At 68.9% G+C, this 22,449-nt stretch carries 14 protein-coding genes and 4 pseudogenes; 8 read left to right on the forward strand and 10 right to left on the reverse strand.

Going from position 1 to position 22,449, the window contains the following annotated elements; all coding sequences use genetic code 11:
* Both ACN6LB_RS34225 and ACN6LB_RS34230 read left to right on the forward strand, forming a co-directional pair.
* On the forward strand, positions 1-284 hold a 284-nt coding region (locus ACN6LB_RS34225; RefSeq protein ID WP_445029271.1), incomplete at its 5' end, for a hypothetical protein.
* Positions 173-2,368 carry a DEAD/DEAH box helicase gene (locus tag ACN6LB_RS34230; protein WP_445029232.1) on the forward strand — a complete coding sequence of 732 codons (2,196 nt, stop codon included), beginning with the start codon at positions 173-175 and terminating at the stop codon, positions 2,366-2,368. The genes ACN6LB_RS34225 and ACN6LB_RS34230, both read left to right, overlap by 112 nt.
* 257 nt (positions 2,369-2,625) lie before the next feature.
* Here the strand turns inward: ACN6LB_RS34230 and ACN6LB_RS34235 are convergent, their stop codons facing one another.
* The 4 genes and pseudogenes from ACN6LB_RS34235 to ACN6LB_RS34250 form a co-directional block, all read right to left on the reverse strand.
* Positions 2,626-4,566 carry an alpha-L-fucosidase gene (locus ACN6LB_RS34235; RefSeq protein ID WP_445029233.1) on the reverse strand — a complete coding sequence of 647 codons (1,941 nt, stop codon included), beginning with the start codon at positions 4,564-4,566 and terminating at the stop codon, positions 2,626-2,628.
* A gap of 341 nt (positions 4,567-4,907) precedes the next feature.
* Positions 4,908-5,424: pseudogene (locus tag ACN6LB_RS34240) on the reverse strand (transposase family protein); the annotation flags it as partial.
* 191 nt (positions 5,425-5,615) lie between these two features.
* A pseudogene (locus tag ACN6LB_RS34245) lies at positions 5,616-5,832 on the reverse strand (IS481 family transposase); the annotation flags it as partial.
* A gap of 170 nt (positions 5,833-6,002) precedes the next feature.
* Entirely contained in the window at positions 6,003-7,511 is a 1,509-nt protein-coding gene (locus ACN6LB_RS34250) for an alpha/beta hydrolase (protein WP_445029234.1), read from the reverse strand.
* 515 nt (positions 7,512-8,026) lie between these two features.
* Here ACN6LB_RS34250 and ACN6LB_RS34255 point away from each other — a divergent pair.
* Together ACN6LB_RS34255 and ACN6LB_RS34260 are read left to right on the forward strand one after the other, a co-directional pair.
* Complete coding sequence (locus tag ACN6LB_RS34255; protein ID WP_445029235.1) at positions 8,027-8,806, forward strand: ABC transporter ATP-binding protein; 780 nt, start codon at positions 8,027-8,029, stop codon at positions 8,804-8,806.
* 90 nt (positions 8,807-8,896) lie between these two features.
* Positions 8,897-11,410, forward strand: a complete 2,514-nt coding sequence (locus ACN6LB_RS34260; protein ID WP_445029236.1) for an ABC transporter permease — start codon at positions 8,897-8,899, stop codon at positions 11,408-11,410.
* 405 nt (positions 11,411-11,815) lie between these two features.
* On the opposite strand, the gene ACN6LB_RS34265 is transcribed toward ACN6LB_RS34260, so the two are convergent.
* The 5 genes and pseudogenes from ACN6LB_RS34265 to ACN6LB_RS34285 form a co-directional block, all read right to left on the reverse strand.
* Complete coding sequence (locus ACN6LB_RS34265) at positions 11,816-12,772, reverse strand: alpha/beta hydrolase (RefSeq protein ID WP_445029237.1); 957 nt, start codon at positions 12,770-12,772, stop codon at positions 11,816-11,818.
* A gap of 585 nt (positions 12,773-13,357) precedes the next feature.
* Positions 13,358-14,167: pseudogene (locus ACN6LB_RS34270) on the reverse strand (IS5 family transposase); the annotation flags it as partial.
* 75 nt (positions 14,168-14,242) lie between these two features.
* Positions 14,243-14,653, reverse strand: coding sequence for a RacP protein (locus tag ACN6LB_RS34275; RefSeq protein ID WP_445029238.1), 411 nt, complete (start codon positions 14,651-14,653; stop codon positions 14,243-14,245).
* Positions 14,654-14,655: 2 nt separating this feature from the next.
* The gene (locus ACN6LB_RS34280; RefSeq protein WP_445029239.1) at positions 14,656-15,567 is read right to left on the reverse strand and encodes a DUF6192 family protein; all 912 of its coding nucleotides are present in this window, start codon (positions 15,565-15,567) and stop codon (positions 14,656-14,658) included.
* A gap of 150 nt (positions 15,568-15,717) precedes the next feature.
* Positions 15,718-16,053, reverse strand: a complete 336-nt coding sequence (locus ACN6LB_RS34285; RefSeq protein WP_445029240.1) for a hypothetical protein — start codon at positions 16,051-16,053, stop codon at positions 15,718-15,720.
* A gap of 466 nt (positions 16,054-16,519) precedes the next feature.
* Between ACN6LB_RS34285 and ACN6LB_RS34290 the strand changes: the two genes are divergently transcribed.
* Positions 16,520-17,047, forward strand: coding sequence for a PH domain-containing protein (locus ACN6LB_RS34290; RefSeq protein WP_445029241.1), 528 nt, complete (start codon positions 16,520-16,522; stop codon positions 17,045-17,047).
* Positions 17,048-17,751: 704 nt separating this feature from the next.
* Here the strand turns inward: ACN6LB_RS34290 and ACN6LB_RS34295 are convergent.
* Positions 17,752-18,762: a LacI family DNA-binding transcriptional regulator gene (locus ACN6LB_RS34295; protein ID WP_445029242.1), complete on the reverse strand. Its 1,011-nt coding sequence runs from the start codon at positions 18,760-18,762 to the stop codon at positions 17,752-17,754.
* 394 nt (positions 18,763-19,156) lie between these two features.
* On the opposite strand from ACN6LB_RS34295, the gene ACN6LB_RS34300 reads away from it, so the two are divergent.
* The 3 genes and pseudogenes from ACN6LB_RS34300 to ACN6LB_RS34310 form a co-directional block, all read left to right on the forward strand.
* Positions 19,157-20,362, forward strand: coding sequence for a glycoside hydrolase family 1 protein (locus ACN6LB_RS34300; protein WP_445029243.1), 1,206 nt, complete (start codon positions 19,157-19,159; stop codon positions 20,360-20,362).
* Positions 20,363-21,099: 737 nt separating this feature from the next.
* Positions 21,100-21,993: a Gfo/Idh/MocA family protein gene (locus tag ACN6LB_RS34305; protein WP_445029244.1), complete on the forward strand. Its 894-nt coding sequence runs from the start codon at positions 21,100-21,102 to the stop codon at positions 21,991-21,993.
* A pseudogene (locus ACN6LB_RS34310) lies at positions 21,963-22,418 on the forward strand (transposase family protein); the annotation flags it as partial. The gene ACN6LB_RS34305 and the pseudogene ACN6LB_RS34310, both read left to right, overlap by 31 nt.
* Between the last annotated feature and the right edge of the window lie 31 nt (positions 22,419-22,449).

The following is a 22,449-nucleotide window of genomic DNA, read 5'->3' on the forward strand; positions in this document are numbered from 1 at the left end:
ATCTGCCGGCCCGACACCTGGAACGCGTCAATCCCGGCCCCAACAGCGGCCTTCACGGCACCGTCGCCGACTGCATCAACGACGTGGGCGCGGCGGCCGTGATCTGCTGGCGCCGTTGGGGCCCCGTACGGGCGGTGGGAGGATGCGAGCAGGCCGAGGAGGGGCGGGAAGCGTGGGGCGTGGCGAGCGGGACACGGTCGCAGGGGGAGCGCGACTGTACGAGGCGGCGCGAGCAGTGGTCGACGATCACGGCAGGGCGGTCGAGGCGATACGAGCGGCGCTGAAGCCGATTCACGATGCAGCCGTGAAGCGTGAACTCGACGCCATCCCTGTGACCCGGCTGCAGGACGTCACCGAAGGACGGTTGCGGCTGGGTAGCGTCGAGAAGAGCAGCCTGCGCACCGTTGGCAGTGTTCTCGACGCGGGCCCCTACCGGTTGCGGCAGATTCCCGGCGTGGGACAGCGCACCGTCGACCAGATGCTCGCCGCCGCCCGTCGGCTCTCCGAGGCGGTGCACGAGAGCGTGGCCGTCCACATCGACGTGGACCATCCGGAGCCGAGCACCACCGCCCTCGTCATGGCCCTGCACGTACTTGTGGAGGCCGGCCCGGACGCTCGTCGTGCGGTCGACAAGGCCACTGTCCTGGTGGAACGGCTCGGTCTGCTGCTCACTGACGCGAGGCCCGCCGCGGGACGATTCCGGATGTTGCTGGCGGCCCAGGAGAAGAAGACTCGCGCGCTGGCGGCGGTCGCCGAGATCCGGTCGCTGATGGACGAGGCGGAGCGGGCGGGCCTGCCCGGGTTGTTCGCCCAGGCCTCGGTGGACCTGCTCCGAGCGCCCGAGTCCGATGTCGCGGCCTGGGTGGACTTCGAACTCCGTTCGGCCGAGTACTACAGCCTGCTCGCCGAGATCTCCGGGCACCTGTCCGACGCGGCCGCCGCCGAAGGCTTCCTGCCGGACGAGATTGCCGAGCGGGTACGGACCCAGCGCCTCGACGACGCCCACCGGCGGGTGTCGCTGCGCGGCTACCAGGCGTTCGGCGCACGGTTCGCGCTTGCCCAGCGCAAGGTGATACTCGGCGACGAGATGGGTCTGGGGAAGACCATCCAGGCGATAGCCGTGCTGGCCCACCTGGCTGCCGAGGGACAGAGCCACTTCGTGGTTGTCTGCCCGGCGAGTGTGCTCGTGAACTGGACACGGGAGATCGAGGCGCGCAGCGCCCTGCGGGTCACGGTGCTCCACGGGCCCGATCGGCACTATGCGTTCGCCGACTGGAAGGGACGGGGCGGGGTCGCGGTGACCACATTCGACGCGCTGCGCGGTTTTCCCTCGCCGGGCGGCGGGGAGGTCGGACTGCTCGTGGTCGACGAAGCGCACTTCGTGAAGAACCCGAACGCCAAACGCTCCCAGGCGGTTGCTCTGTGGGCGGAGCGTTGCGGGCGCGCCCTTTTCATGACCGGAACGCCGATGGAGAACAGGGTCGTGGAGTTCCGCGACTTGGTCCGGATGCTCGACGAGGGCGTCGCGGACTCCCTGGGCGAACGGGATGCGTTGGCCGGATCAGTCGCCTTCCGCAAGGCCGTGGCGCCGGTCTACCTGCGACGCAACCAGGAGGACGTACTGACGGAACTCCCCAGTCTGCAGCAGACCGACGAGTGGGAGGAGCTGAGCGCATCGGACGAGGAGGCCTACCGGGACGCCGTGGGCGCAGGCAACTTCATGGCGATGCGCAGGGCCGCGTACATGGGTCCCGAGAAGTCGGCCAAGCTGGACCGGCTCCGGGAGATCGTTCAGGAGGCCGGTGAGAACGGGCAGAAGACGGTCGTCTTCTCCTATTTCAAGGACGTACTGGCCGTGGTGAAGGAGTCACTCGCGGCCGAAATCACCGACGGCGCCCCGGTGTTCGGTCCGCTCACCGGAAGCATCCCCGCCGGACGGCGGCAGCAGATCGTCGACGACTTCGCTGGTGCCTCCGGCCCCGCGGTGCTTCTGGCGCAGATCCAGGCAGCGGGGGTCGGCCTCAACCTGCAGGCCGCCTCCGTCGTGATCATCTGCGAACCTCAGATCAAGCCGACCCTCGAACACCAGGCGGTGGCCCGGGCGCACCGAATGGGCCAGGTCAGGCCGGTCCGCGTGCACCGTCTACTCGCCATCGGGGGCGTGGACGAACGCATGGTGAAGATGCTGGAGACCAAGACGCGCCTGTTCGATGCCTATGCGCGCCGCAGCGCCGTGGCCGAAGCCTCGCCGGATGCGGTCGACGTGTCGGACACCGAGCTGGCACGCCGGATCGTCGAGGAGGAACAGGTGCGTTTGGGTATGAGGGAGGACGGCATGACGGAGGAGAGGCTCACGGCTGCCGAGTGAGTTGGTCGACGTCAAACGCGCGCTGTGTTCGGCGGTGACAGCGGCGCACTCGCGGGCGGCGCGCTCGCGCGCTTGTGTGTGCCGAGCCCGGTCCGCCGCCCGGTCTGTTCGACAGGGCGGCGTCCGGGCAGGTGGCAGGGGCCGGCGTTCTCAACCGTCGGGTCGACCTTCAGAAATCGGATGTCCCGTAGCCGGACTGTGTTGCTCGTCGGCGTTCGAGCCGTCGACGACCCCCAGCAGCTTGCCGCTCCGGCGGTTCACCCGCTTGAGGCGGCTCCATCCGCGCTGAGGGGACGGTCGTAGACCTCCAGGTTGCGGATCGAGGCCCAGGCGCCGCTGGGAAGGCCGGTGACGGTGACCCGCACATACCGTGCCTGCGCGCGGAAGACGGACAACTGCACCTGACTCGTGCCGGTGGTGGCGGTCAAGTCGGCCAGAGTGGTCCAGTTGGCGTTGTCGGTGGAACCCTCGACCCGGTACCGGTAGTTCGTTGCCGCGGACTCCCAGGCGATACGAGTGCCGGTCAGCGACTTCTCCGAGCCCAGGTCCACCTTCAGCCACTGGCCCGTGTTGCCGTTGTTCGCGCACCAGCGGGTGGTGGTGGAGCCGTCGACGGCCTTGGCCGCGGTGTTGCCCTTGGAGGTCTCCTCGCTGCTGGCGGTGACCGTCTTGCCGACGGCGATGTCGGCCGGCTGCACGGAGCGGTCCAGTGTGACGCCGACGACGCTGTCCTCGGGGATGCGGGTGCGGTTGACGCCCGTGATCGTCACCCTGCCGTCCGAGCCGACGTTGTACGCCAGATCGGCACCCGTGGCGACGTCGAAGAGGCGGGTGACCTGTGCGTCTCCGATGGACTGGGTGGTGAAGGAGGTGCCGCTGTAGCCGGGCAGCAGATGGATGTAGAAGGTCTTGTCCTTGTACGTATAGCCGTACTGACCGTCCACCGGTTCCCACGGTCCGCCGCGCGTGCCGTAGACGGCCTGGCCGCAGGTGGACAGGAAGGAGCCGACCCGGCGCACGGCGGCTGCCTGGTCGGCCGGCACCGCGCCCGTACGGTCGGGGCCGACGTTGAGCAGACAGGTCATGTTCCGCACCCAGGCGTTGACCAGGATGTTCATGATGGCGCCGAAGCTCAACAATGGCGAGCCGGCCTTGTAGCCCCAGGCGCCGCCTATGGTGAAGCACTTCTCCGCCAGTTTGCCGGTGCGGATCGCTCCGCTCGGCACGGAACCGCCTTCCTCGCTGGCGAAATCGCCGATCCAGCCGGAGCGCAGAGTGGCGACGATGTCGGGCTGGTGCTTGCGCACCAGGCCGGTCAGCCCCAATGGCTTGCCGGTGGCGGAGTCGGTCTCGCTGTAGGCGGAGTCCACCGGCCACTCGTTTTGGGGGTCGCGGAACTTGCCGGGCTCCCAGAAGAACGCGGCGTCCGCGTCGCTGCCCTGCTGGCCGAGCCAGCCGCCGTCCCACCACAGGTCGTCGATCTTGCCGTACCGGGTGACCAGCTCCTTGACCTGCTGATACACCTCGTTCTTCATGATTCGCGCGTTCTCCTTGTGCGCAGGATCGGTGACGTAACCCCACTTGTTCGGGAGGCAGTTGGTGCCGCGGACGTCGTAATAGCCGGGGTAGCGCCAGCTCAACGGCGAGTAGTACAGACCCACTCTCAACCCGGCGGCGCGTACGGCGGTGACGTACTGGCCGACGAAGTCGCGCTGCAGGGGCGCCTGTCCGGCATGCCAGGCGTTCGGGTGCGTGGATGGCCACAGCGCGAAGCCCTCGTGGTGGCGGGCCGTGAGCACCGTGTACTTGGCGCCCATGTCCTTGGCCAGCTGCGCCCAGTCGGCGGGGTTGTACGCAGTGGCGGTGAACTGCTCGCCTGTGGCTTCGGTGACGTACTTCCGGTAGTTCTCCGGGGTGACGGCGGAGTTCTCCATGTACCACTCGCCCTTGGCCGGGCCGGAGTAGACGCCCCAGTGGATGAACATGCCCAGCTTGGCGTCCTGCATCCACTGGATCTTCTCGTCGGACTGCTGCTCGATGCCCAGGTCCACCTTGGGGATCCGTAAGGGGAGGAGGGGCAGCGGCTGGGGGGAAGTCGCGGCGTGCGCGGGTGTCGCAAGCGTCGGCGAAATGGCTGCGGCAACCGTCATGGCGGCCATGCCGGTCAGCACTGTGCGGCGACTGATCGGTTCGGACAAGGCTCTCTCCTGAGTGTTCACAGAACAGAACAGAACGGACGGTGTTGGGACGTGGGCGGGAGTGGGCGCAAGGAGGGCACCACTGCGGTGAACTTCATGGCGCCACACCACCCAGGAACATGGGATGTATTAGTGGGTACGGAGGGGGTGCTGTCTATAGGTAGGACGTAAATCCCTAAAATCGGCAGGAGTTGAGAAGGGTTCCTAACCGCCAGGACATTTGTCATCGGATGTATGTGGCCGTGGTAGTCGTTGACGAGGGCATGGCATTCGTTTAGTGTCATGTGGACGGAAGCGAACAGATTCCAACAATTGCGAGTCGTGAGACTCAGTCAGCTCTTTCAGCGTTGCCGCTCCAGCGTGAGGACGGCGGCGGCGATTGACGTCACTTGCTTCGGGCTGCAGCGGGATCTTCGGAAGATGCCAGGACTTCAGTCGTGCGACGCCGCGCTCGACCGGCGCTCGCGCCGCGGACAGCGCTCGGCTGACGGTTTGCTGGGGTGGGGTGAGTTCGCGGCCCGGCGGACGTCTGAGGCGTGTCGTCATCCACGAGTCGGCTCCCGTGTAAGCCCGGTCGGCGAAGACCGGGACGCCCTGCCGTCCGCAGATCCGGATGATCCGGTGGGCGCGGGCGGCCGTCAGGCCGTGGGCGCGGCCGGGCGGTGCGGGTGAGATCCACAGCAGTCGTCCGGCTGGGTCGGTCACCACCTGCACGTTCACTCCGTGCCGGCGGTGCTGGTGGGAATAGTCGGCGCGGCTGTCGCCGACCCGGTCGCACTCCGCGAGGGTGCCGTCCAGCAGGACGTAGTCGGCGTCGGTCTCGCCCAGGGCACGGAGCAGGCCGGGCGCGCGGTCGGCGGAACCTGAGAGGGACAACGACGAAGGGCCCCACCGCGAACGGTGGGGCCCTTCGACGTCGTGCCCGGTGAGGCACTGGCGGAGGTTACGAGATTCGAACTCGTGAGGGGTTGCCCCCAACACGCTTTCCAAGTCTTCGCCCGGGGGTTCGGTGGGTCCCGGGGGCGTTCTGACCTGGGGTGGAGCGGGTGCCGGCTGGTGGCGCGGTCGAGGTGGGTGAGGCCCGCCAGGCCGAATCGGGCCAGGACGTGGTGCAGGGTCGAGGACACCAGCCGCAGCAGGTGGGCGATGCGGGCGGGGCCCAGCGGCGCAGGACGCGAGCCTTGATGGTCCGACGTTCGGTGCGGGCCGGGGTCCGGCGCGACCTGGAAGCGTTGCGCGGCCGCGCAGGGGCCAGCCGTCGTCGATGGCACACCGGGCCAGACGCAGCCTGCCGGTCGGCGTCAGCGGGGCATTACAGTGCGGGACGAGGGCCTCCTGCGGGCGGCTGTTGACGTAGCAATCCGCACCGAACCCAGAAGGCCCTCACCCGTTCAAGCACCCAGCACGCGTGTCACCAACGTCCGGGGACAGCACACTTAGGCACGGCAGGTGATGTCCTGGCTGGGCAGGCGGCCTGTGATCAGGTAGGTGTTGACCGCGTTGTTGGCGCAGGCGGGGGTGGTGGGGATGCCGTACACGCCGTGATCCCGTCCGCCCTGGACCTGGACGAGGCGTGAGCCGCGCAGGGCGCGGTGCATGGCCTGGCCGCTTGCCGCCGGAGTCTGGGAATCCCACTGGTTCTGCAATATGAGCGCGCCCACCGTGTTGTTGACACGCGTGGCCGGTTCGGCGCCGCGCGGCCAGAAGGCGCAGGGTGTGATGTTGGAGGTGAAGTCGCCGTAGAGGGGGAGGCGAGCGCCGTCGCGGATGGCGTCGTGCCGGTAGCGGGCCGGATCGCGGGGCCAAGAGGCGGAGTTGTCGGCGCAGATGATCGCCCAGTGGAGCGCCTCGTAGTTGGCCTCGGAGGAGTCCGCAAGGCCGTCGGCCGGCTGCGGATCCGGGCGGGTGGCCGGGGCCTTGCGGAGGCTGACGACGTCGCGTGCGGCCTGGTAGGGGTCGTAGAAGAACATCGACCGCAGTGAATCGCGGATGTCGGCACCGGTGACGGCCCGGTCCTCGAAGTCGAGGTCGCTGCCCTTGTACCTGAGTGGCGTGCGGTCGGCGCGGGCGATCAGCTTGAAGAACGCGGCGCGGACCTCCGCGGGGCTGTCACCGAAGTGGTACGTGCGGTCCCGGCGGGCGACCAGGCGGGTCCAGTCCCGGAACGCGGGCTCGACGCCCTCGGCCATGGCCTGGTACGTGCCCCGGCCGAAGTGGTTCGGGTCCACCGAGCTGTCGAGGACGACGCGGTCGCTGCGGGCCGGGAAGAGCTGGGTGTAGACGGCGCCGAGGTAGGTGCCGTAGGACAGGCCCAGGTACGAGATCCGCTTCTCACCCAGGACGGCGCGGATGACGTCCATGTCCCGCGCGGTGTTACGGGTGGTGAGGTACGGCAGCCGGGCGCGGTCCCGGGCGACGCACTTCGCGGCGAAGCTGCGGGCGAAAGCGGTGTCCTTGTGGAAGGACGCCGGCCGGTACACGCGCGGCCAGTTCAGCTCGTTCCTGGTAAGGCCGCAGTTCAGGGGGCTGCTGGCGCCCGTACCGCGTGGATCGAAGCCCACGATGTCGTACCGGTCCCGGACGCTCTTGGGCATGACCTCCGTCAGCCCCGAGGGGTCCAGTCCCCCGCTTCCCGGCCCTCCCGGGTTGGTCAGCAGCACACCACGCCGCTTGCCGGGCACGCCGGTGCGCAGCCGGGAGATCTCCATACGCAGTGTGGGCCCGGCGGGCTGCTTGTAGTCGAGAGGCACTTTGACGGTCGCGCACCGTAGGTCGGATTCCTCGACGTTGTCGCAGCGGTGCCAGGCGGGGCGCTGGTCGTAGTAGCGGTCAAGGGCGGAGGCCGGGGAACGGTCGGGTTCGGCAGCTGCCGCCTGCGCGGTAGGAAGGCACAGGCTGACGGTCAGTCCGGCCGCGACGAGGGCGGCCTTGCGTGCGGTAGGCATGACAAGGACTCTGCTTCCCCACCCGACCGCCCCGCCTCGGCCGAACGGCCACAAACGAAGGCGGTCGCCGGGGCCCTCGGGCGAAAGACCGATAGACGCGCGCACGGGCCGTGGCCCCTGGTGCGTCTCCTGCATCGAGGTGAGCCTTTCACCGGTGGGGCCGCGGAGCGTTTGGTACTTGACCTGCGTCCTGGCGACCGAGGGCGTGACCCGCACGCCTTGCCGCTGAGGGGATGGCAGCCCCACGGCGGGCCTGTTTCCCCCGCGGTTTCTACCGAGTGTCATCCCGGGAGCTGACGCGACGGCATACCTGAGTCTGACGAAACCGCCTCTCGCATCAGCCCCAGGGGGTCGGCAATTCAGCTGATACGCAGGACCGGTGAGAACCGGACGATGGAGAAGTCCCCAGCGGGGTGGGCCTGGACTCCCGTGTCCCTGTGCTGTCTTCGGCGGTCTGTGTCCGTCGGTGAGAACTGCGCCCCGTGCTGCCTCTGCCGTCGATCGGAGTCGTCCCCGTGACCACCGCCTCGCCCACCGGCCCCCGCACCGTCACCGCCACCGTGGCCGCCCGCGCCACACAGCTCTCCAAGGTCTACGGGCAGGGTGACACCCAGGTGGTCGCCCTCGACCAGGTCAGTGTCGGCTTCGGGCAGTCCCAGTTCACCGCGATCATGGGGCCCTCCGGGTCCGGCAAGTCCACGCTGATGCACTGCGTCGCCGGGCTGGACTCCTTCTCCTCCGGTTCGGTCCGCGTCGGTGACGTCGAGCTGGGGTCGCTGACGGACGGGCAGCTCACCAGGCTCCGCCGGGACAAGGTCGGTTTCATCTTCCAGGCGTTCAACCTGCTGCCGACCCTCACCGCGCTCGAGAACATCACGCTCCCGATGGACATCGCGGGCCGGACGCCGGACCGCGAATGGCTGGACACCGTCATACAGATGGTCGGTCTGTCCGGCCGGCTCAGCCACCGTCCCGCCCAGCTCTCCGGCGGCCAGCAGCAGCGTGTCGCCGTCGCCCGGGCCCTCGCCTCGAAGCCGGACATCGTCTTCGGGGACGAGCCGACGGGGAACCTGGATTCGCGTGCGGGCGCCGAGGTTCTCGGGTTCCTGCGGGACTCGGTACGGGAGTTGGGCCAGACCGTCGTCATGGTCACCCACGATCCGGTCGCCGCCGCCTACGCGGACCGGGTCATCTTCCTCGCCGACGGGCGGATCGTCGACGAGATGCACGAGCCCACCGCGGACCGCGTCCTCGATCTCATGAAGCCCTTCGACACCGCGTTCCGGACGACCTGAGCCGAGCTCGGCCGAACCGAGTCGTACGACCCGACACCCACCCCCTGATCGGCCCCCGCTCTTCCCCTCGTCCCACCAGGACACATCACCATGTTCCGCACAGCCCTGCGCAACGTCCTCGCGCACAAGGCCAGACTGCTGATGACCGTGCTCGCCGTCATGCTCGGCGTCGCGTTCGTCTCCGGCACCCTGATCTTCACCGACACCTACAAGAACGCCGCCACCAGCCAGACGGCCAAGAGCTACGCCCACGTAGATGTCCAGGTCGGGGAGAACACCGACTACTCCGGCGAGTCCCCCGGCATCAGCCGGAAAACGCTCGACAAGATCGCCGGACTCGACGGGGTCGCCGGCGCCGCCGGGCGGGTCGACGGGCTCGCCTATGTCGCCGACAGGGACGGCGGGCTCATCGCCAGTGGCCTGTTCAACTCGGCCGCCAACTTTGCGCCGGGCAAGGACGGCAAGGACCCGCTCTACGCGTTCACCGACGGCGGCGGACCCACCGGGCGTGGGCAGATCGCGCTCGACCAGCACACCGCCGACAACGGCGGCTACCACGTCGGCGACACCGTGCCCGTCGCCCTCAAGGGTCCGTCAAAGACGTACAAGCTCTCCGGCGTCTTCAGCACCGAGAACGACGAGGTGGCCGCAGGCGGCAGCCTGGTGCTGTTCGACACGCCGTCCGCACAGCGGTTTTTCCTCCAGCCGGGCTACTTCGAGAACGTCACCGTCACCGCCGCCCCCGGCGTTTCAAGCACCGAACTCGCCGCCGACATCGGCAAGGTGCTTCCCGACTCCGCGACGGCAGAGACGGGTCGGCAACTCGCCGACGAAAATGCCAAGTTGGTGGAGGGGGACGCCACTTTGATCGGTGGAATTCTGTTCGCCTTCGCCGGCGTCGCGCTCTTCGTCAGTGTTTTCCTGATCGCCAACACCTTCACCATGCTGGCCGCCCAGCGCACCAGGGAACTCGCTCTGCTGCGCGCGGTCGGCGCCTCCCGCACGCAGGTCACCCGGTCCGTGCTGATCGAGGCGATGATGGTCGGCGCCGTCGGCGCGGCCGCAGGGCTCGGGCTCGGCGCCGCCCTGGCCGCCGTCGCCCGTGCCACGGTTGACTTCGACGGCGGGACCCCGGACGGACCGCTGGTCGTCACGTCGACGACCGTCCTGGTCGCGGCTGTGGTCGGTGTCCTGGTCACCATGGTGGCCGCCTGGCTGCCCGCCCGTCGCGCCGCGAAGATCCCGCCGGTCGCGGCCATCGGCAGCGCACACCTGCCTGCCACCACCAGGTCCCTGATCCTGCGGAACTCCCTCGGCGGCATCGTCACACTGCTCGGCGCGGCGGTCGTCGTCGCGGGTGCCGGGACCGGCGGTTCCGGGGGCGGGGGAATCGTCGGGTTCGGTGCCTTGCTCGCGGTGATGGGAGTCATCGTGCTGATTCCGTTGCTCTCCCGGCCCATGATCGCGGTCGTACAGCCGCTGCTGCGGCGCGGCTTCGGGGTCTCCGGCATCCTCGCGGGCCAGAACGCGGTGCGCAGCCCCCGCCGTACCGGCGCCACCGCCTCCGCGCTGGCCATCGGACTCACCCTGGTCAGCGCGCTGACCGTGCTCGGCGTCACCCTCGGCCAGTCCATGGACAGGATGACCACGGACATCGTCAAGGCCGATTACATGGTCACGGCCAGTGGAGTGCGCCTGGACACCTCGGCGGCCACCGCCCTGCGCAAGGTCCCAGGCGTAAGAGCGGTGTCGCCGGAGCAGCCTGCCTGGATGCAACTCGACGGCATCCAGGAGGACATCTCCGCCGTCGCCCCGGCGGACTTCGACAAGGCCCTCCACCTCCCGGTGGTCTCCGGCTCGCAGGGCGCGCTCGCGAAGGGGCAGATCGCCGTTGCCGAGGACGAAGCGCGGTCCCACGGCTGGAATGTGGGGGACACCCTGGCGGCCGTGTACGAGGAGTCAGGCAAGAGCCGCAGGCTGACCGTCGGCGCCGTCTTCGCCTCCAACGAGGTCGTCCGGCCGGTCGTCGTCTCCGCGGACGTGATCGGACCGGACGCCACCGGCACGTTCCTCTCGAAGATCTACGTCACCACGGACGGCAGCACGAAGGAGAAGGCACTCGCCGACGCCCTCGCCGGGCGCCCGGGGACCAAGATCGACGACCGGCAGGCCATCCGCAACGAGCTCAGCGGAACCTTCGACACCGTGCTGAACGTCCTGTACGCGCTGCTCGCGATCTCCCTGGTCATCGCGGTGCTGGGGGTGGTGAACACCCTCGCGATGTCGGTGTTCGAGCGGCAGCGGGAGGTCGGCATGCTGCGAGCCGTCGGGCTCGACCGGCGGGGCGTGACACGGATGATCCAACTGGAGGCCGTGGTCATCGCCCTCTTCGGCGCGGTGATCGGCATCGGGCTCGGTTCCTTCCTGGGCTGGGCCGTCTGCGAGCTCACGAAGGCGGACATCCCCGGCTACGCACTGGTCCTGCCGTGGGGACGGTTCGGGCTGTTCCTGCTGCTGGCGGCGCTGGTCGGCCTGCTGGCCGCCCTGTGGCCCGCCCGCAGCGCGGCCCGGCTGAACCTGCTCACCGCCATCAAGACCGAGTAGACGGAGCGGGGCGCCGTACGGTCGCAGGCATACCGTGCCTGCGACCGTACGGTCGTGTGGCGAGCAGGGACAACGGCCCATGTCCGCTCACGTCCCAGTACGTCGGTCTCTGCTGGGCCGCACATCGTGGCAGCTCGGGACCGCGCGGGTCGGCGTGCGGGCCGAGGTGATCACACTCCGCCGTACCGGCCCGGCCATCCGGCGCCGGTCCGGAGCCGCGGCCAGGTCGACCCGGTAGCACGGAGCCCGTAGGGCCGTCCTCGGTTCCGCTGTCGTTGTCGTCGAGCATCTCGCTGCAGCGGACCAGTGCTTTCGCCCTGCGGGCCGCTCGGGGTGAAGAGGCTGCGACCCCGCGAACGTGACTGCGGATGGTCATGCGTCCACAGGATCGTAGTGGCGGAAGGTCTATGAACATTCCGCGCCGGCCGCGAGTGTTACCGCGGGAAGAGCCTCATGCGCGAAGGCTCGTACCCGCCGGCGGCACTGCCGGCGCTCCGCTGAGGGCACCTGGAGGAAACCGTGGATCGTTCCTGGCCACTCATCGAGGACGACGGGGACGTCCTCGGCGCGCATCCGCGCCACCAGCCGTCGTACGTCGTCGAGCAAGAGGTCGTGCCGGCCCACCGGAACGTATGTGCGCGGGAAGTCGCGGAAGGATCCGAACAACGGTGACAGTCCGGGATCGCGCAGATCACGCCCGCCGGCGTACCAACCTGCTGCCTCCAGCAGATGGGAGCGGGTGAGCATGTCGCGTCCGATGTTCGCCGTGGTGTTCGCGCCACTGGGAGACAGGTCGACCCAGGGGAAAACGGGCACAACAGCGGCCGGCATCGGCAAACCCTCCTCGCGCGCTTTCTGCAGGAGCACCAGCGCCAGGCCGCCGCCGGCCGACTCGCCGACGACGACCAGTCGATCGGGGCCGGGAGCGCGTACGAGTTCGCGGTAGACGGCCAACGCGTCTTCCACTGCTGCGGGGTACGGGTGCTCGGGTGCGAGCCGGTACTCGACGCTGACCAGGTCGGGACCGCCGTCGGCGGACAGATGGGCTGCGTTGGCGCCGTCCCGGGCGCTGCCGGCCATATAGGCCCCGCCGTGCAGGTAGAGGACGGTGCCGCGGGCCCGCGCTCCGGATGACGCGCGAAGCACGGGGACGCCCGCGATCACCTCTTCGGTCAGCTTCACGCCTCGGGGTGCGCGAGCCAGAGACGCGAGTCGCCGCAGCAGTCGGCGATCTGCGGCCAGGTCGGCCGGCGTACCTTCCTTGCGGCGTGCTCGTCGGCTGAGCACCGCACCGACGAGCCGCATGGCGAGACTGGGGTTCTGGGCGACGAGTGTGGAGGCGATGGCGTCCGGGTGGGTCACAGAGGCTCCCTGGGGTGGCAGACGATTTTCGCGAGGATGTAGGTGACGGTCAGCGAGGCGACCGGCTCAACGGTTGTGCCTCGCCCGGGCCGTGGCAGTGAGCCGCCGGAGCCGCGGCAGGCGGTCTGTTCGTGGTGCTGTGGTCGCCGCACGAGGAGACGGGATGAAGATCCGCACGAGGAGACGGGATGAAGATGCCACAGGTCGCTTTGTCTGGGGTGATGGTCGGACGACCGGCCTCTACGATGGCGACCCGCTGTGTCAGGAGGGCATTGAGCCGCACCGGGCCGTTCGGCCCACGCTCGGCGAAATCGGACAGCACCTCTTCCGCGCCTGGACGCGCGAACGCCTTGATGCTGCCTGCGGCGATGAGGAGGCACCGGTGCTCGTCCTGGCCGGTCGAGGTGCGGGGCCTCAGTGCCGGTGTCACATCCTCTTTCCGCAGGTCACGTGCCCTGGAGCTGGGTGGTGATCGGGTTAGCCGTTCGGCTGAGCGTCGATGGACGCCGAACCGAACGGCAGCCGGAGGGATCGTCAGGCGGCTGTAGCGAGGTGAGTTGGGACCGCCTCGGTCCGGCGGTTGCGTCGGGTGAGGCGGCGGGTCATGAGGGTGATGAAGGCCCACTGGATGTGGGCTTCGGCGTGGGACATGAGGCGTTCGTAGTCCCGCGCGTTGCGGCGGGCCCGCATCGTCCACGAATTCGACCGTTCAACCACCCAGCGCTTGGGCAACAGGACAAAGCCCTTGGCGTCCTTGGGTCGGGAGACGACTTTGACGGTGATGCCGAGGGAGGTCTGTGCCCAGGTGCTGAACTCGTCTCCGCCGTAGCCGTTGTCTGCCCAGACCAGGACGATTTCGGGGTGCTCGGCGTGAAGACGGGTCAGCAGGACGCGGGCCGCGTCTCGGTCCTGGACGTCGGCCGGCGTGACGAGCAGGTCGACGAGCAGGCCGTCCTGATCAACCAGGAGGTGCCGCTTTCGCCCATTTATGTGCTTGTTCGCGTCGTAGCCGCGCGTCGCCTTCGACACGGTCTCCGCGCCCTTGACGGACTGCGAGTCCACGATCACCCGGACCGGCCAGGGACACCGCCGTCGCCGAAGTCGCAACCGCCGGCGAAGGTGATCGAGGACGTGCCGCAGGACACCGGCCTTCGCCCATCGCGCGAAATACCCGAACACCGTGCGCCACGGAATCCCGAAGTCGGCAGGGAGAGCGCGCCATTTCGCACCGTTGTCGGTGATATAGCGGATCGCGTCGACCACGCGCCGACGGGGCCACTTCTCCGGCGCCCCGCCCTTGGAGGTCTGGCAGGCGGGGGTAGGCAGAAGCCGTTCCAGGAGGGCCCATTCGAGGTCGCTGGTGTCGGAGGGGTAGCGGTAGCGGGGCAGCGGCATGACGGGTGCCGGGCCGCGACCTGAAGAAGGGCAGCCAACTGCCGGGCGGTCGCGGCCCGTCGCCTTTCCAGGGGGTCACTCGAGGTTGGCGAGGAGGTGCAGGGTGGACTCGATCGCGCCCATCTGCGCCATGACCGTGCGGATGTAGGGGTCGTCGGGCTTCTTCTTCTGGTGCGGCAGGAGGATCCCGGCGATGAAGTTCTCCACCCGGTGGTGGACCGACTCGAAGAACGCCCGCTCGTAGCCGATCCAGACCTCCGGCGCGTCCTCCAGCATGCGGTAGCCCCACGTCTTGTCCCAGGTCACCGGCGGGAGCCCCTTCGCGGCGGCGACCCGGCGCAGGTGGGCGAGCCCGGTGTGGACCTGCGCACGAGTGCGCTCGGTGGCCGCCATCAGTTGGACGATCGTCAAGCCGGCGGGACGGGCCTCCAGCAGGGCGGACAGGACGGCTTCGGCGTGGACGTGAGCGGGAACGCCCCGCCCCATCGCTACTCGCCCGAGCCCTTCAGCAGCTTTTGGAGCTGCTCGTCCAGATCGACCTCGCCGCGGGTGACCGCGTTCTCGATCCAGTCCGCCGACGCCCGCACCCGTGCGAGGCTTCGCAGGATCGTCTCGCGTTCGGCGTCGTCGTAGGGCTCGCCGCGCAGGTTCGGCACGATCCTTCCGGCGGTGACGGCGAACTGCGTGCAGACCGCGACCAGGTCCATGAACTGGGTGTTGTGTTCCATGCGCCGCAGCTGGTCCAGCTGCGGGGCGGCTTCCTCCTGCCCGTACTGGACCTGCTGGCGGAACTGGTCGAACTGCGCCTCGTTCACGGTGTGCCTGGCCGTGTCGTCGGCCATGGCCTTCGAGGCGACCGCCGGGCGGCGCAGGAAGTCGGTGGCCACCCGCGCGGCCACCTGGTCATCGGCGGCCAGGTCGTGGATCGCATCCACCTTCTCCTGGACGCTCTCGGGGGTGTCGACCTTCCAGCCGACGATCCGTTTCGCGCTGTCATGCGTCCAGCGCGCAGGTCCACCGCGCGGGTTGGGTGGGGGGTTGTCGACCGCCTCGAACCGTACCTGCTCGTCGGGGATAGAGGCGAGGATCTTGTGGATGGTGTGGGAGACACCCGCCCGTCGGCGTTCCTTCGGCCAGCGCGAGGCCACCCACCGGTAGTCCCGGACGGTCGAATAGGCCAGGCCAACGTCCTCCGCGAACATCCGGATCGCCTCGCTGACTGTGAACAACACCTCGCTCCCCGACGGGTTCGTGCCCCCGTAGGAGCGCATCGGCTCGATCTCCATGGCCGCGTCCCCGAGCTGCCACTGGACACTGCTCATCGTCTCGACCCAGTCCCGCCCCAGCTTGACCAGCTCGTCGTAGCGCTGCCGGGTCACACTGCCGACCATCCCGGTCATCCGGACACCACCCCCGGGGACAACACCCTCGCGTGCCGTCAACTCGCCCTGGACACCCGTCACTTCGCACCATCCGACCGCCTCGCCCGTCAGAGAAGGGCGTACCGGCCCGGCGCCCGAAGCGGCCCCGCATCCCTCGAACGCGCAGGCTCACGCCTCGCTTGACCGCGCGCGCCGCGTGTGCCAGGCTCGTTTGCGGCAGGCGGGAGAGCAGTACACCGCCGTGACCAGGCGGTCGACACCGACCGTCCACGCCACCCCGCACTGCGGACACGAGGTCGTCACGCCGGCATTCACCGCCTCGGTCCGAGACTTCGCCCGCCGCATCCGCCGCCAGTGCCTCGAACGGCAGGCCGCCTCACAGAACACCGCCGTCGACTTCGCCGACGGCATCAACGGCCCACCGCACCCCCGGCACAGCCGCGGCCCGGAAGCGGCCTCCGCGACGACGACCAGCCGCAGCCGGGGCACCCCGTCCCTGCCCATGCCGCCACTGTACGAGCCATCGGCGCCCGTTACGGGCTTCCGAGCCACGCACATTCCGATCACTCCGCTGTCGCCTGCGAATTGGCAAGCGCCGGTACCCTCACGCCGGGGTGCGCGGCGCTGGCTGTGGGCGCCGGAGTCGCGGCCTTCGTTGGAGTCGTCGCCCGCGTCGGGCTGGTGGCGGACGCTTGCGCCAACGAGGGAACGCAAGCCTGCCTCAACCAGATGGGTGGACTGGTCCTTGACGGCATCGGATTCAACGCTGCCGGTGGATTGGCGACCCGTGCGCTGCCCACGGTAGGCAGAGCGGTGGCAAGCCGAGCCCGAAGCGTGTGGGAGGACCGTGTCGAGCTGGTGAGGTGCGAGCGGCGGGAGTGGTTCCCCACCGGCCGGTCCGGTGGGGAACCCTCCTTCCCGTCTGTGCCCGCATACGATGAACGCCGAGCAAGGAGTGGTGAGAGAAGGTATGGCGCACACCGACGCACGACTGGGGATGTGGCGTGACAAGACCTTGTTCTGGGGTTGTGTGGCGCTGGCCTGGGCCGCTCTCTGCGGAGAGCTGGCCTGGGAGGCATCCGGCCGTGAGTACTGGCGGATCTATCCCTTTCTGATGATGGCGGTCATGGGGCTGGTTCCGGTGTGGCGCCTCGCTCTCGTCACCACTGTGCGAGCGAATGCGGAAGGTCTGCTCGTTCGCAACAGGTTCAGGACGTGGCACATTGAGTGGCGTGACATCGAGCGTTTCACCTGGGAGTGGGGCGAAGGACCCCGGTTGGAGCTGCACGACGGCAGCCGGGTCAGACTGGACGCCTACGCGGGCTGGCCGGCGGGCAGCCGCAAGCAACAGGTGATCGAGACCATCGAGTGGGGCCGTCGGCGCGGCTCGGCCTCGGGGACCCCGAACACCTCGTCCCAAGCAGCTTGGGGCGCGGCCGAGGGCATTCTCGTCGTGTCGATCATCGCCACCTTCGCGATCCTCCTTACAGCGCCCTGAGCCTGCGCGCTGCCGGGCTGTGCTCGGCGTCGAGGCGGGCGCTGTGTCGCCGCCCGGAACCGGGTCCGTCCGCGCAGTTTTGATCCGCCGTCAGAGGGTCCGTGTTGAGGCGACGTCGAGAGCAGCGGCACTTGGATCGGGCAGGGTGACCGATCCTGCACTCGCTCGGCTGGACGCACGGTCCCTGCCGATGAGAGCGACAGCATCACGCCCTGAATAACGCAAAACCCTGCCCAATTGGCATGGATGCATCAGACACAGCTTCTCAGGGAACTACGAGCCCGTTCCCGGCCACAGCCTGCCGGGTTCCTTGAGCACTGCGCCGGCACTCAGGTCAATCCGCACCTGCTGGAACGAGCGGTGATCGAAACCGCGAACGCCGCGGGTGGCGAACGTGATGAAGGGGTGTCGTCCTCACCCCAAGAAAGGTCGGGGTCGGTCCCGGTCTGCGTTTCACCGCCAGCCCCACTCCCTATTCGGTGCCGGTTTGCCCCGAGCTGCCACGGTGGTCCGCCCATCGGGGGACGCGGCGCCTCGCTTTTGGCGCGGCCGGATCTTCGTGCCGGTCAGCCCTCACGCGAGCGATCTCGCTCCCTGCCACTAAAGCGCGTTAGTAGCAGGCACGCAAGTGGCTGCTCGTATCCACAGCTCCGTGAGAGTCAGCGGCAGACAGGCCGCTGAATGCTGCGGGGCGCACGCCGAGATCAGACTGAGTGACGCTCGATCACCCGGGTGACCTCGGGCCCGGCCGGCATGGGCCGGCCCTCGAGCAGGCTGGTGACGGCCGCGACGAGGTGGCGCGCGGTGTCCCGCATATCCACCGCCACCATCGTCAACGGCGGGGCGGCGAGGCGCGCGGCCGGGGAGTCTGCGGCGCCGATCACCGCCAGGTCTGACGGTGCGGTCAGGCCGTGCTCGCGCAGGCCCGCGAGGACGGCCAGGGCTGCCACGTCGTCGTGGGCGCACACGCCGGTGACAGCCATGTCGCGCCACGTCGCGACGGCGTCGACGGCGGCTTGGGCTCCTGCCTCGTCGCCGGGAACGGCCAGGGTCACGGGGGCCGGTACATCGCGCTCCGCGCAGGCTCGCCGGAGCGCCTTCAGGCGCATCTCGCTTGCCTCGGCCAGGCGTTCGTCATGCGGGCGGGCATAGCCGAGCCGGCGGTGTCCCGCCCTGAACAGCCGCTCGACCTGCAGCCGGGCGATGCTGTTCTCCCGAGCTCCCCAGATCCACTGCGCGACGGGGTCGGACTCCGCGGTGAGGGAGACCACGGCACGCACGCCATTACGCCGCATTGCGACGACGTCGCTGTCGGGCAGATCCCATGCGAGAACGGCTACGGGCGTGATGGCGGTCCACACATCGCCGTCGGGCTTGCGGGACCACGGGTGGATCACTGCCGTGAGCCCGACCGCCGCGAACTCCGCCGCCAGAAACTCGACCAGTGCACCGAGGTCGGTCAGCGGCAGCTGAGGGGGCTGATAGAGGAGCACGACGTCGCTGCGGCCGCGGCTGAGCGTGCGGGCTTCTGCCGAGGGGGCGTAGTGCAGCCGTGCGGCCGCTTCAAGGACGCGCTGCCGCGTCGACCCGGAGATCGTCTGCCCCTTGGTGCCGTTGAGCACGAAGCTGACGGTGGCCCTGGAGACTCCGGCCTCCCGGGCGACGTCGGCACTGGTGACCCGGCCTCCCGGCCGAGCGGCGGCCTCGCCTGTCATTCGTCCCCCTCTCCTCTTGTGGGTGCCCCACCCCAGATGTACTGTACCTTCACTCACTAACGCGCGTTAGTGATGCGGTTGATGGACCGTCGCCATGGGAACCGGGACTTGTCGCGTCGTTTCGTCAATAACCGCATGGCGGCCCGAGATGGGGACCCGGCAGGTGGCCGGTGCGGCCAAACCTCGGCTTCGGCCTGCAGGGCACGACCGGGCATGCCCTGTTCCGGTGCAGCCTCGAGCCGAGGCAGCTGGTGCGGTGGTTCGAGGTCGTCCGCAGATCCGTTCTGTTCGACGACCGCGCGCCTGATCCCTTCGCCCGGCGATTCGGCCGATAGCTGAGTCGCGACGCCATCCGGACTGACCTCCTACGAGCGCAGAACCTCAGGAGCTGACCATGTCAGAACCGTTGATCTTCCCCGACCGCTTCCTGTGGGGCGCCGCGACCGCCGCGCACCAGGTCGAAGGCAACAACACGACCAGCGACTGGTGGGAGTGGGAAACCGATCCAGCGCCCAAGGCTCCCCTGGCGGAACCCTCCGGTATCGCCTGCGACCACTTCAACCGCTACAAGGACGACATCGCGCTGCTCGCGAAACTCGGGCTGAACACCTACCGCTTCTCTGTGGAGTGGGCGCGCATCGAGCCCCGGCAAGGAGAGTTCGACCACGAGGCGCTCCTGCACTACGTCGACATGGTCGATACCTGCCTGAAGCACGGCGTCACCCCGGTGATCACGCTGCAGCACTTCACGCTGCCGGCCTGGGTCACCCGTGCCGGCGCCTGGACGAACCCCGGCCTTCCCGCCTGGTTCGCGCGCTACACCAGGCACGTGATGGAACACCTGCAAGACCGTGCTCCCTACATCTGCACGATCAACGAGCCCGGAAACATGATCACGCGCGGGTATCTGGGCACCTTCCCGACTCCGCCCTTCGTCCGCAACCTCGACGCGTTCGACGCCGCAGCCGCAGGAGTGAACGCCGCACATCGCAACGCCCGGGAGGTCATCCGTGAACTCGCGCCCGGGGTCAAGGTCGGTATGGCGCACGCGCTGCAGGACTGGCATGCCAACTCCGGCGGCACCCCAGCCCTGCGATGGGCGCGGGAGCTCCACGAGGACCGGTTCTTCGCCGAGACCGCCGAGGACGACTTCGTCGGCGTCCAGACCTACACCCGCCTCGACGTCAACGCCCCCCGGATTCTCAGGCACGTCAGTGCGGCGCTTCTGCGCAGCCGCCGACTGACGCAGGCGCTCGTACTGCCGCACCTGCACCGCCAAGCCGCAGCCGCCGTCCCTGTGGAAGGAGCACCCGACGACGGGATCCGCCGCACCCAGATGGGCTATCGGTGGGCACCGGAGGCGATCGAGGCCACGATCCGGCGAGTGGCGCACCTCTTCTCCGGCAAGGAGATCGTCATCACCGAGCACGGTGTCGCAACCGACGACGACGCCGACCGCGTCGAGTACCTGCGGGCGGGGGACGGCTATCGCCCCACGTACGGGCTCGTAGCGGTCGACCGCACCACCCAGGACCGGGCCGTCAAGCCATCGGCCCACTGGTACGGAGACGTGGCCCGAACCAACCAGATGCCGGTATGACGTGCCGCTCGGCGACGCGGAACGGCCTGGACCGTCATGAGCTGAACGCTGGGCAGCGTGGCCGGATCGTCCTCGAAGAGACGCTGGTAGGGATCGAGGTCTTCGGTGTCCCCACACAGCAGCCAGTGGGGGGCAACTGGTTCAGAGCGGGCGTCGTTCACGCAGGTGGGCGAGGCTGAACGGCTGCCGGTTCGCGCCACGTACGGTCCACATCACCGCGCACGTCAGCCGGGTGACCTACTCCGCCTGCCGCCGCGGAGGGGACGTCTCGATGTACATCATCGACGGTGTGGCGGACACGCGTGGCCCGGCACCAAGATCCCCGTACCGCCCGACAGCGGCCGGTCAACCTTGAGTTCGGCGCCAACGGCGTCATGTGGAGGTTCTTCGCCGCAGTGGGCCGCACCCGCCTGTCGTGACGTTCCGGCGTGCCCACAGCGGCGCCCCACGATCAGTCCGAGCCGGCAAGGCCCCTCTCACGCCGCCGGTTCGGCAGCCGTCGCGATGTTGGCGCTGCACACGGGTCAACCGTCCGTCGGCGTCCTGCGGGAACAGATCGTTTACCCGAGTTCCTCCGGCCTCACGGAACCGGACGGTTTCCGGTACTGCGCCTGTACGTCTTCGCCGTCGGCCGGACGCGAACGAGCACTGCGCCGCAACTCGAAGAGGCTCGCGCCACCGCACGAGTCCTTCCTTCCACTCTCCTTCCTCACCACCACGACAACAATGGAGTTCTCATGTCGTTCCGCTGGGGCATCGCGGGCACTGGTGTCATCGCAAACGGCTTCGCAGACGCACTGAGGCGCCTGCCGGACGCACAATTGGTCGCCGTCGGGTCCCGCAGTCGAGAAAAGGCTGACGCGTTCGGCGAGAAGCACGGCATCGCACCGCGGCGCCGGCACACCTCGTACGAGGGCCTGGCCGCTGATGACAGTGTCGACGTCGTCTACGTTGCCTCGCCCCACTCCCACCATCACGAGCACACCTTGCTGTTCCTGAACGCGGGGCGCCCGGTGTTGTGCGAGAAGGCGTTCGCGCTGGACGCCGAGCAGGCCGCTGACATGGTGGCGGTGTCCAGGGAACGGGGCCTGTTCCTGATGGAGGCGATGTGGAGCCGGTTCCTGCCGGCCTACGTCAAAGTCAGAGAGCTGCTCGCCGAGGGCATCATCGGTGAAGTCCAGTCCCTGGAGGCCGACTTCGGCCTCCGATTCCCGGCAGACCCCGAACACCGCCTGTTCGATCGCGCACTGGGTGGCGGTTCCCTGCTCGACCTGGGTGTGTATCCCATATCGCTGACCAGCATGGTACTGGGCGCGCCCGACCGGATCACGGCGTACGGCGCCCTCGGCCCCACCGGCGTCGACGAACACATCGCCGTCCTTTCCGGATACGACAGCGGCGCGGTCGCACTGGCCCAGAGTTCCGTGCGGGCGACCCTCGGCTGCACAGCCCGTATCACCGGTACCGAGGGCTACATCGAACTGCCGTTCCTGATGCACTGCCCGGAGGAACTGACCGTTCAGTCGCGGGGCACCACCGAGCGCCTGAGTCTGCCTGCCGCACGCGAAGGCGACTGCGGCGAGACGGCAGGCGGCGGCCTGACGGCACCCTCGCTGAGTGTGACCGGGTAGGCGACAGTCGCGCCGGCTTCTCCCAAAACCACCGACGTCACGGCGTGAACGTGCAGGTGGTGACCGATCCGGCCGGACGACTGCTGTGGATCTCACCCGCGCTGCCCGGCCGCGTGCACGGCCTGACCGCGGCCCGCACCCACCGGATCATCCGGATCTGCGAACGCCAGGGCATCCCGATCCTCGCCGACCGCGCCTACATCGGAGCCGACCCAGGGGTGACAACACCACGCAGACGTCCACCAGGCCGCGACCTCACAGCAACCCAGCAAACCGTCAATCGCGCGCTGTCGGCAGCATGCGCCCCGGTCGAGCGCGGCGTCGCACGACTGAAGTCCTGGCGGATCTTCCGCAAAGCCCGGTGCAGTCCCAACCGCATGTCGTCGATCGCAGCCGCCATCCTCACCCTGGAGCGGCACCACTGAAAAGGCTCAGTGTGTCGAAAGGTCACGGGCA

This window comes from Streptomyces sp. SAS_270 (assembly GCF_052543295.1).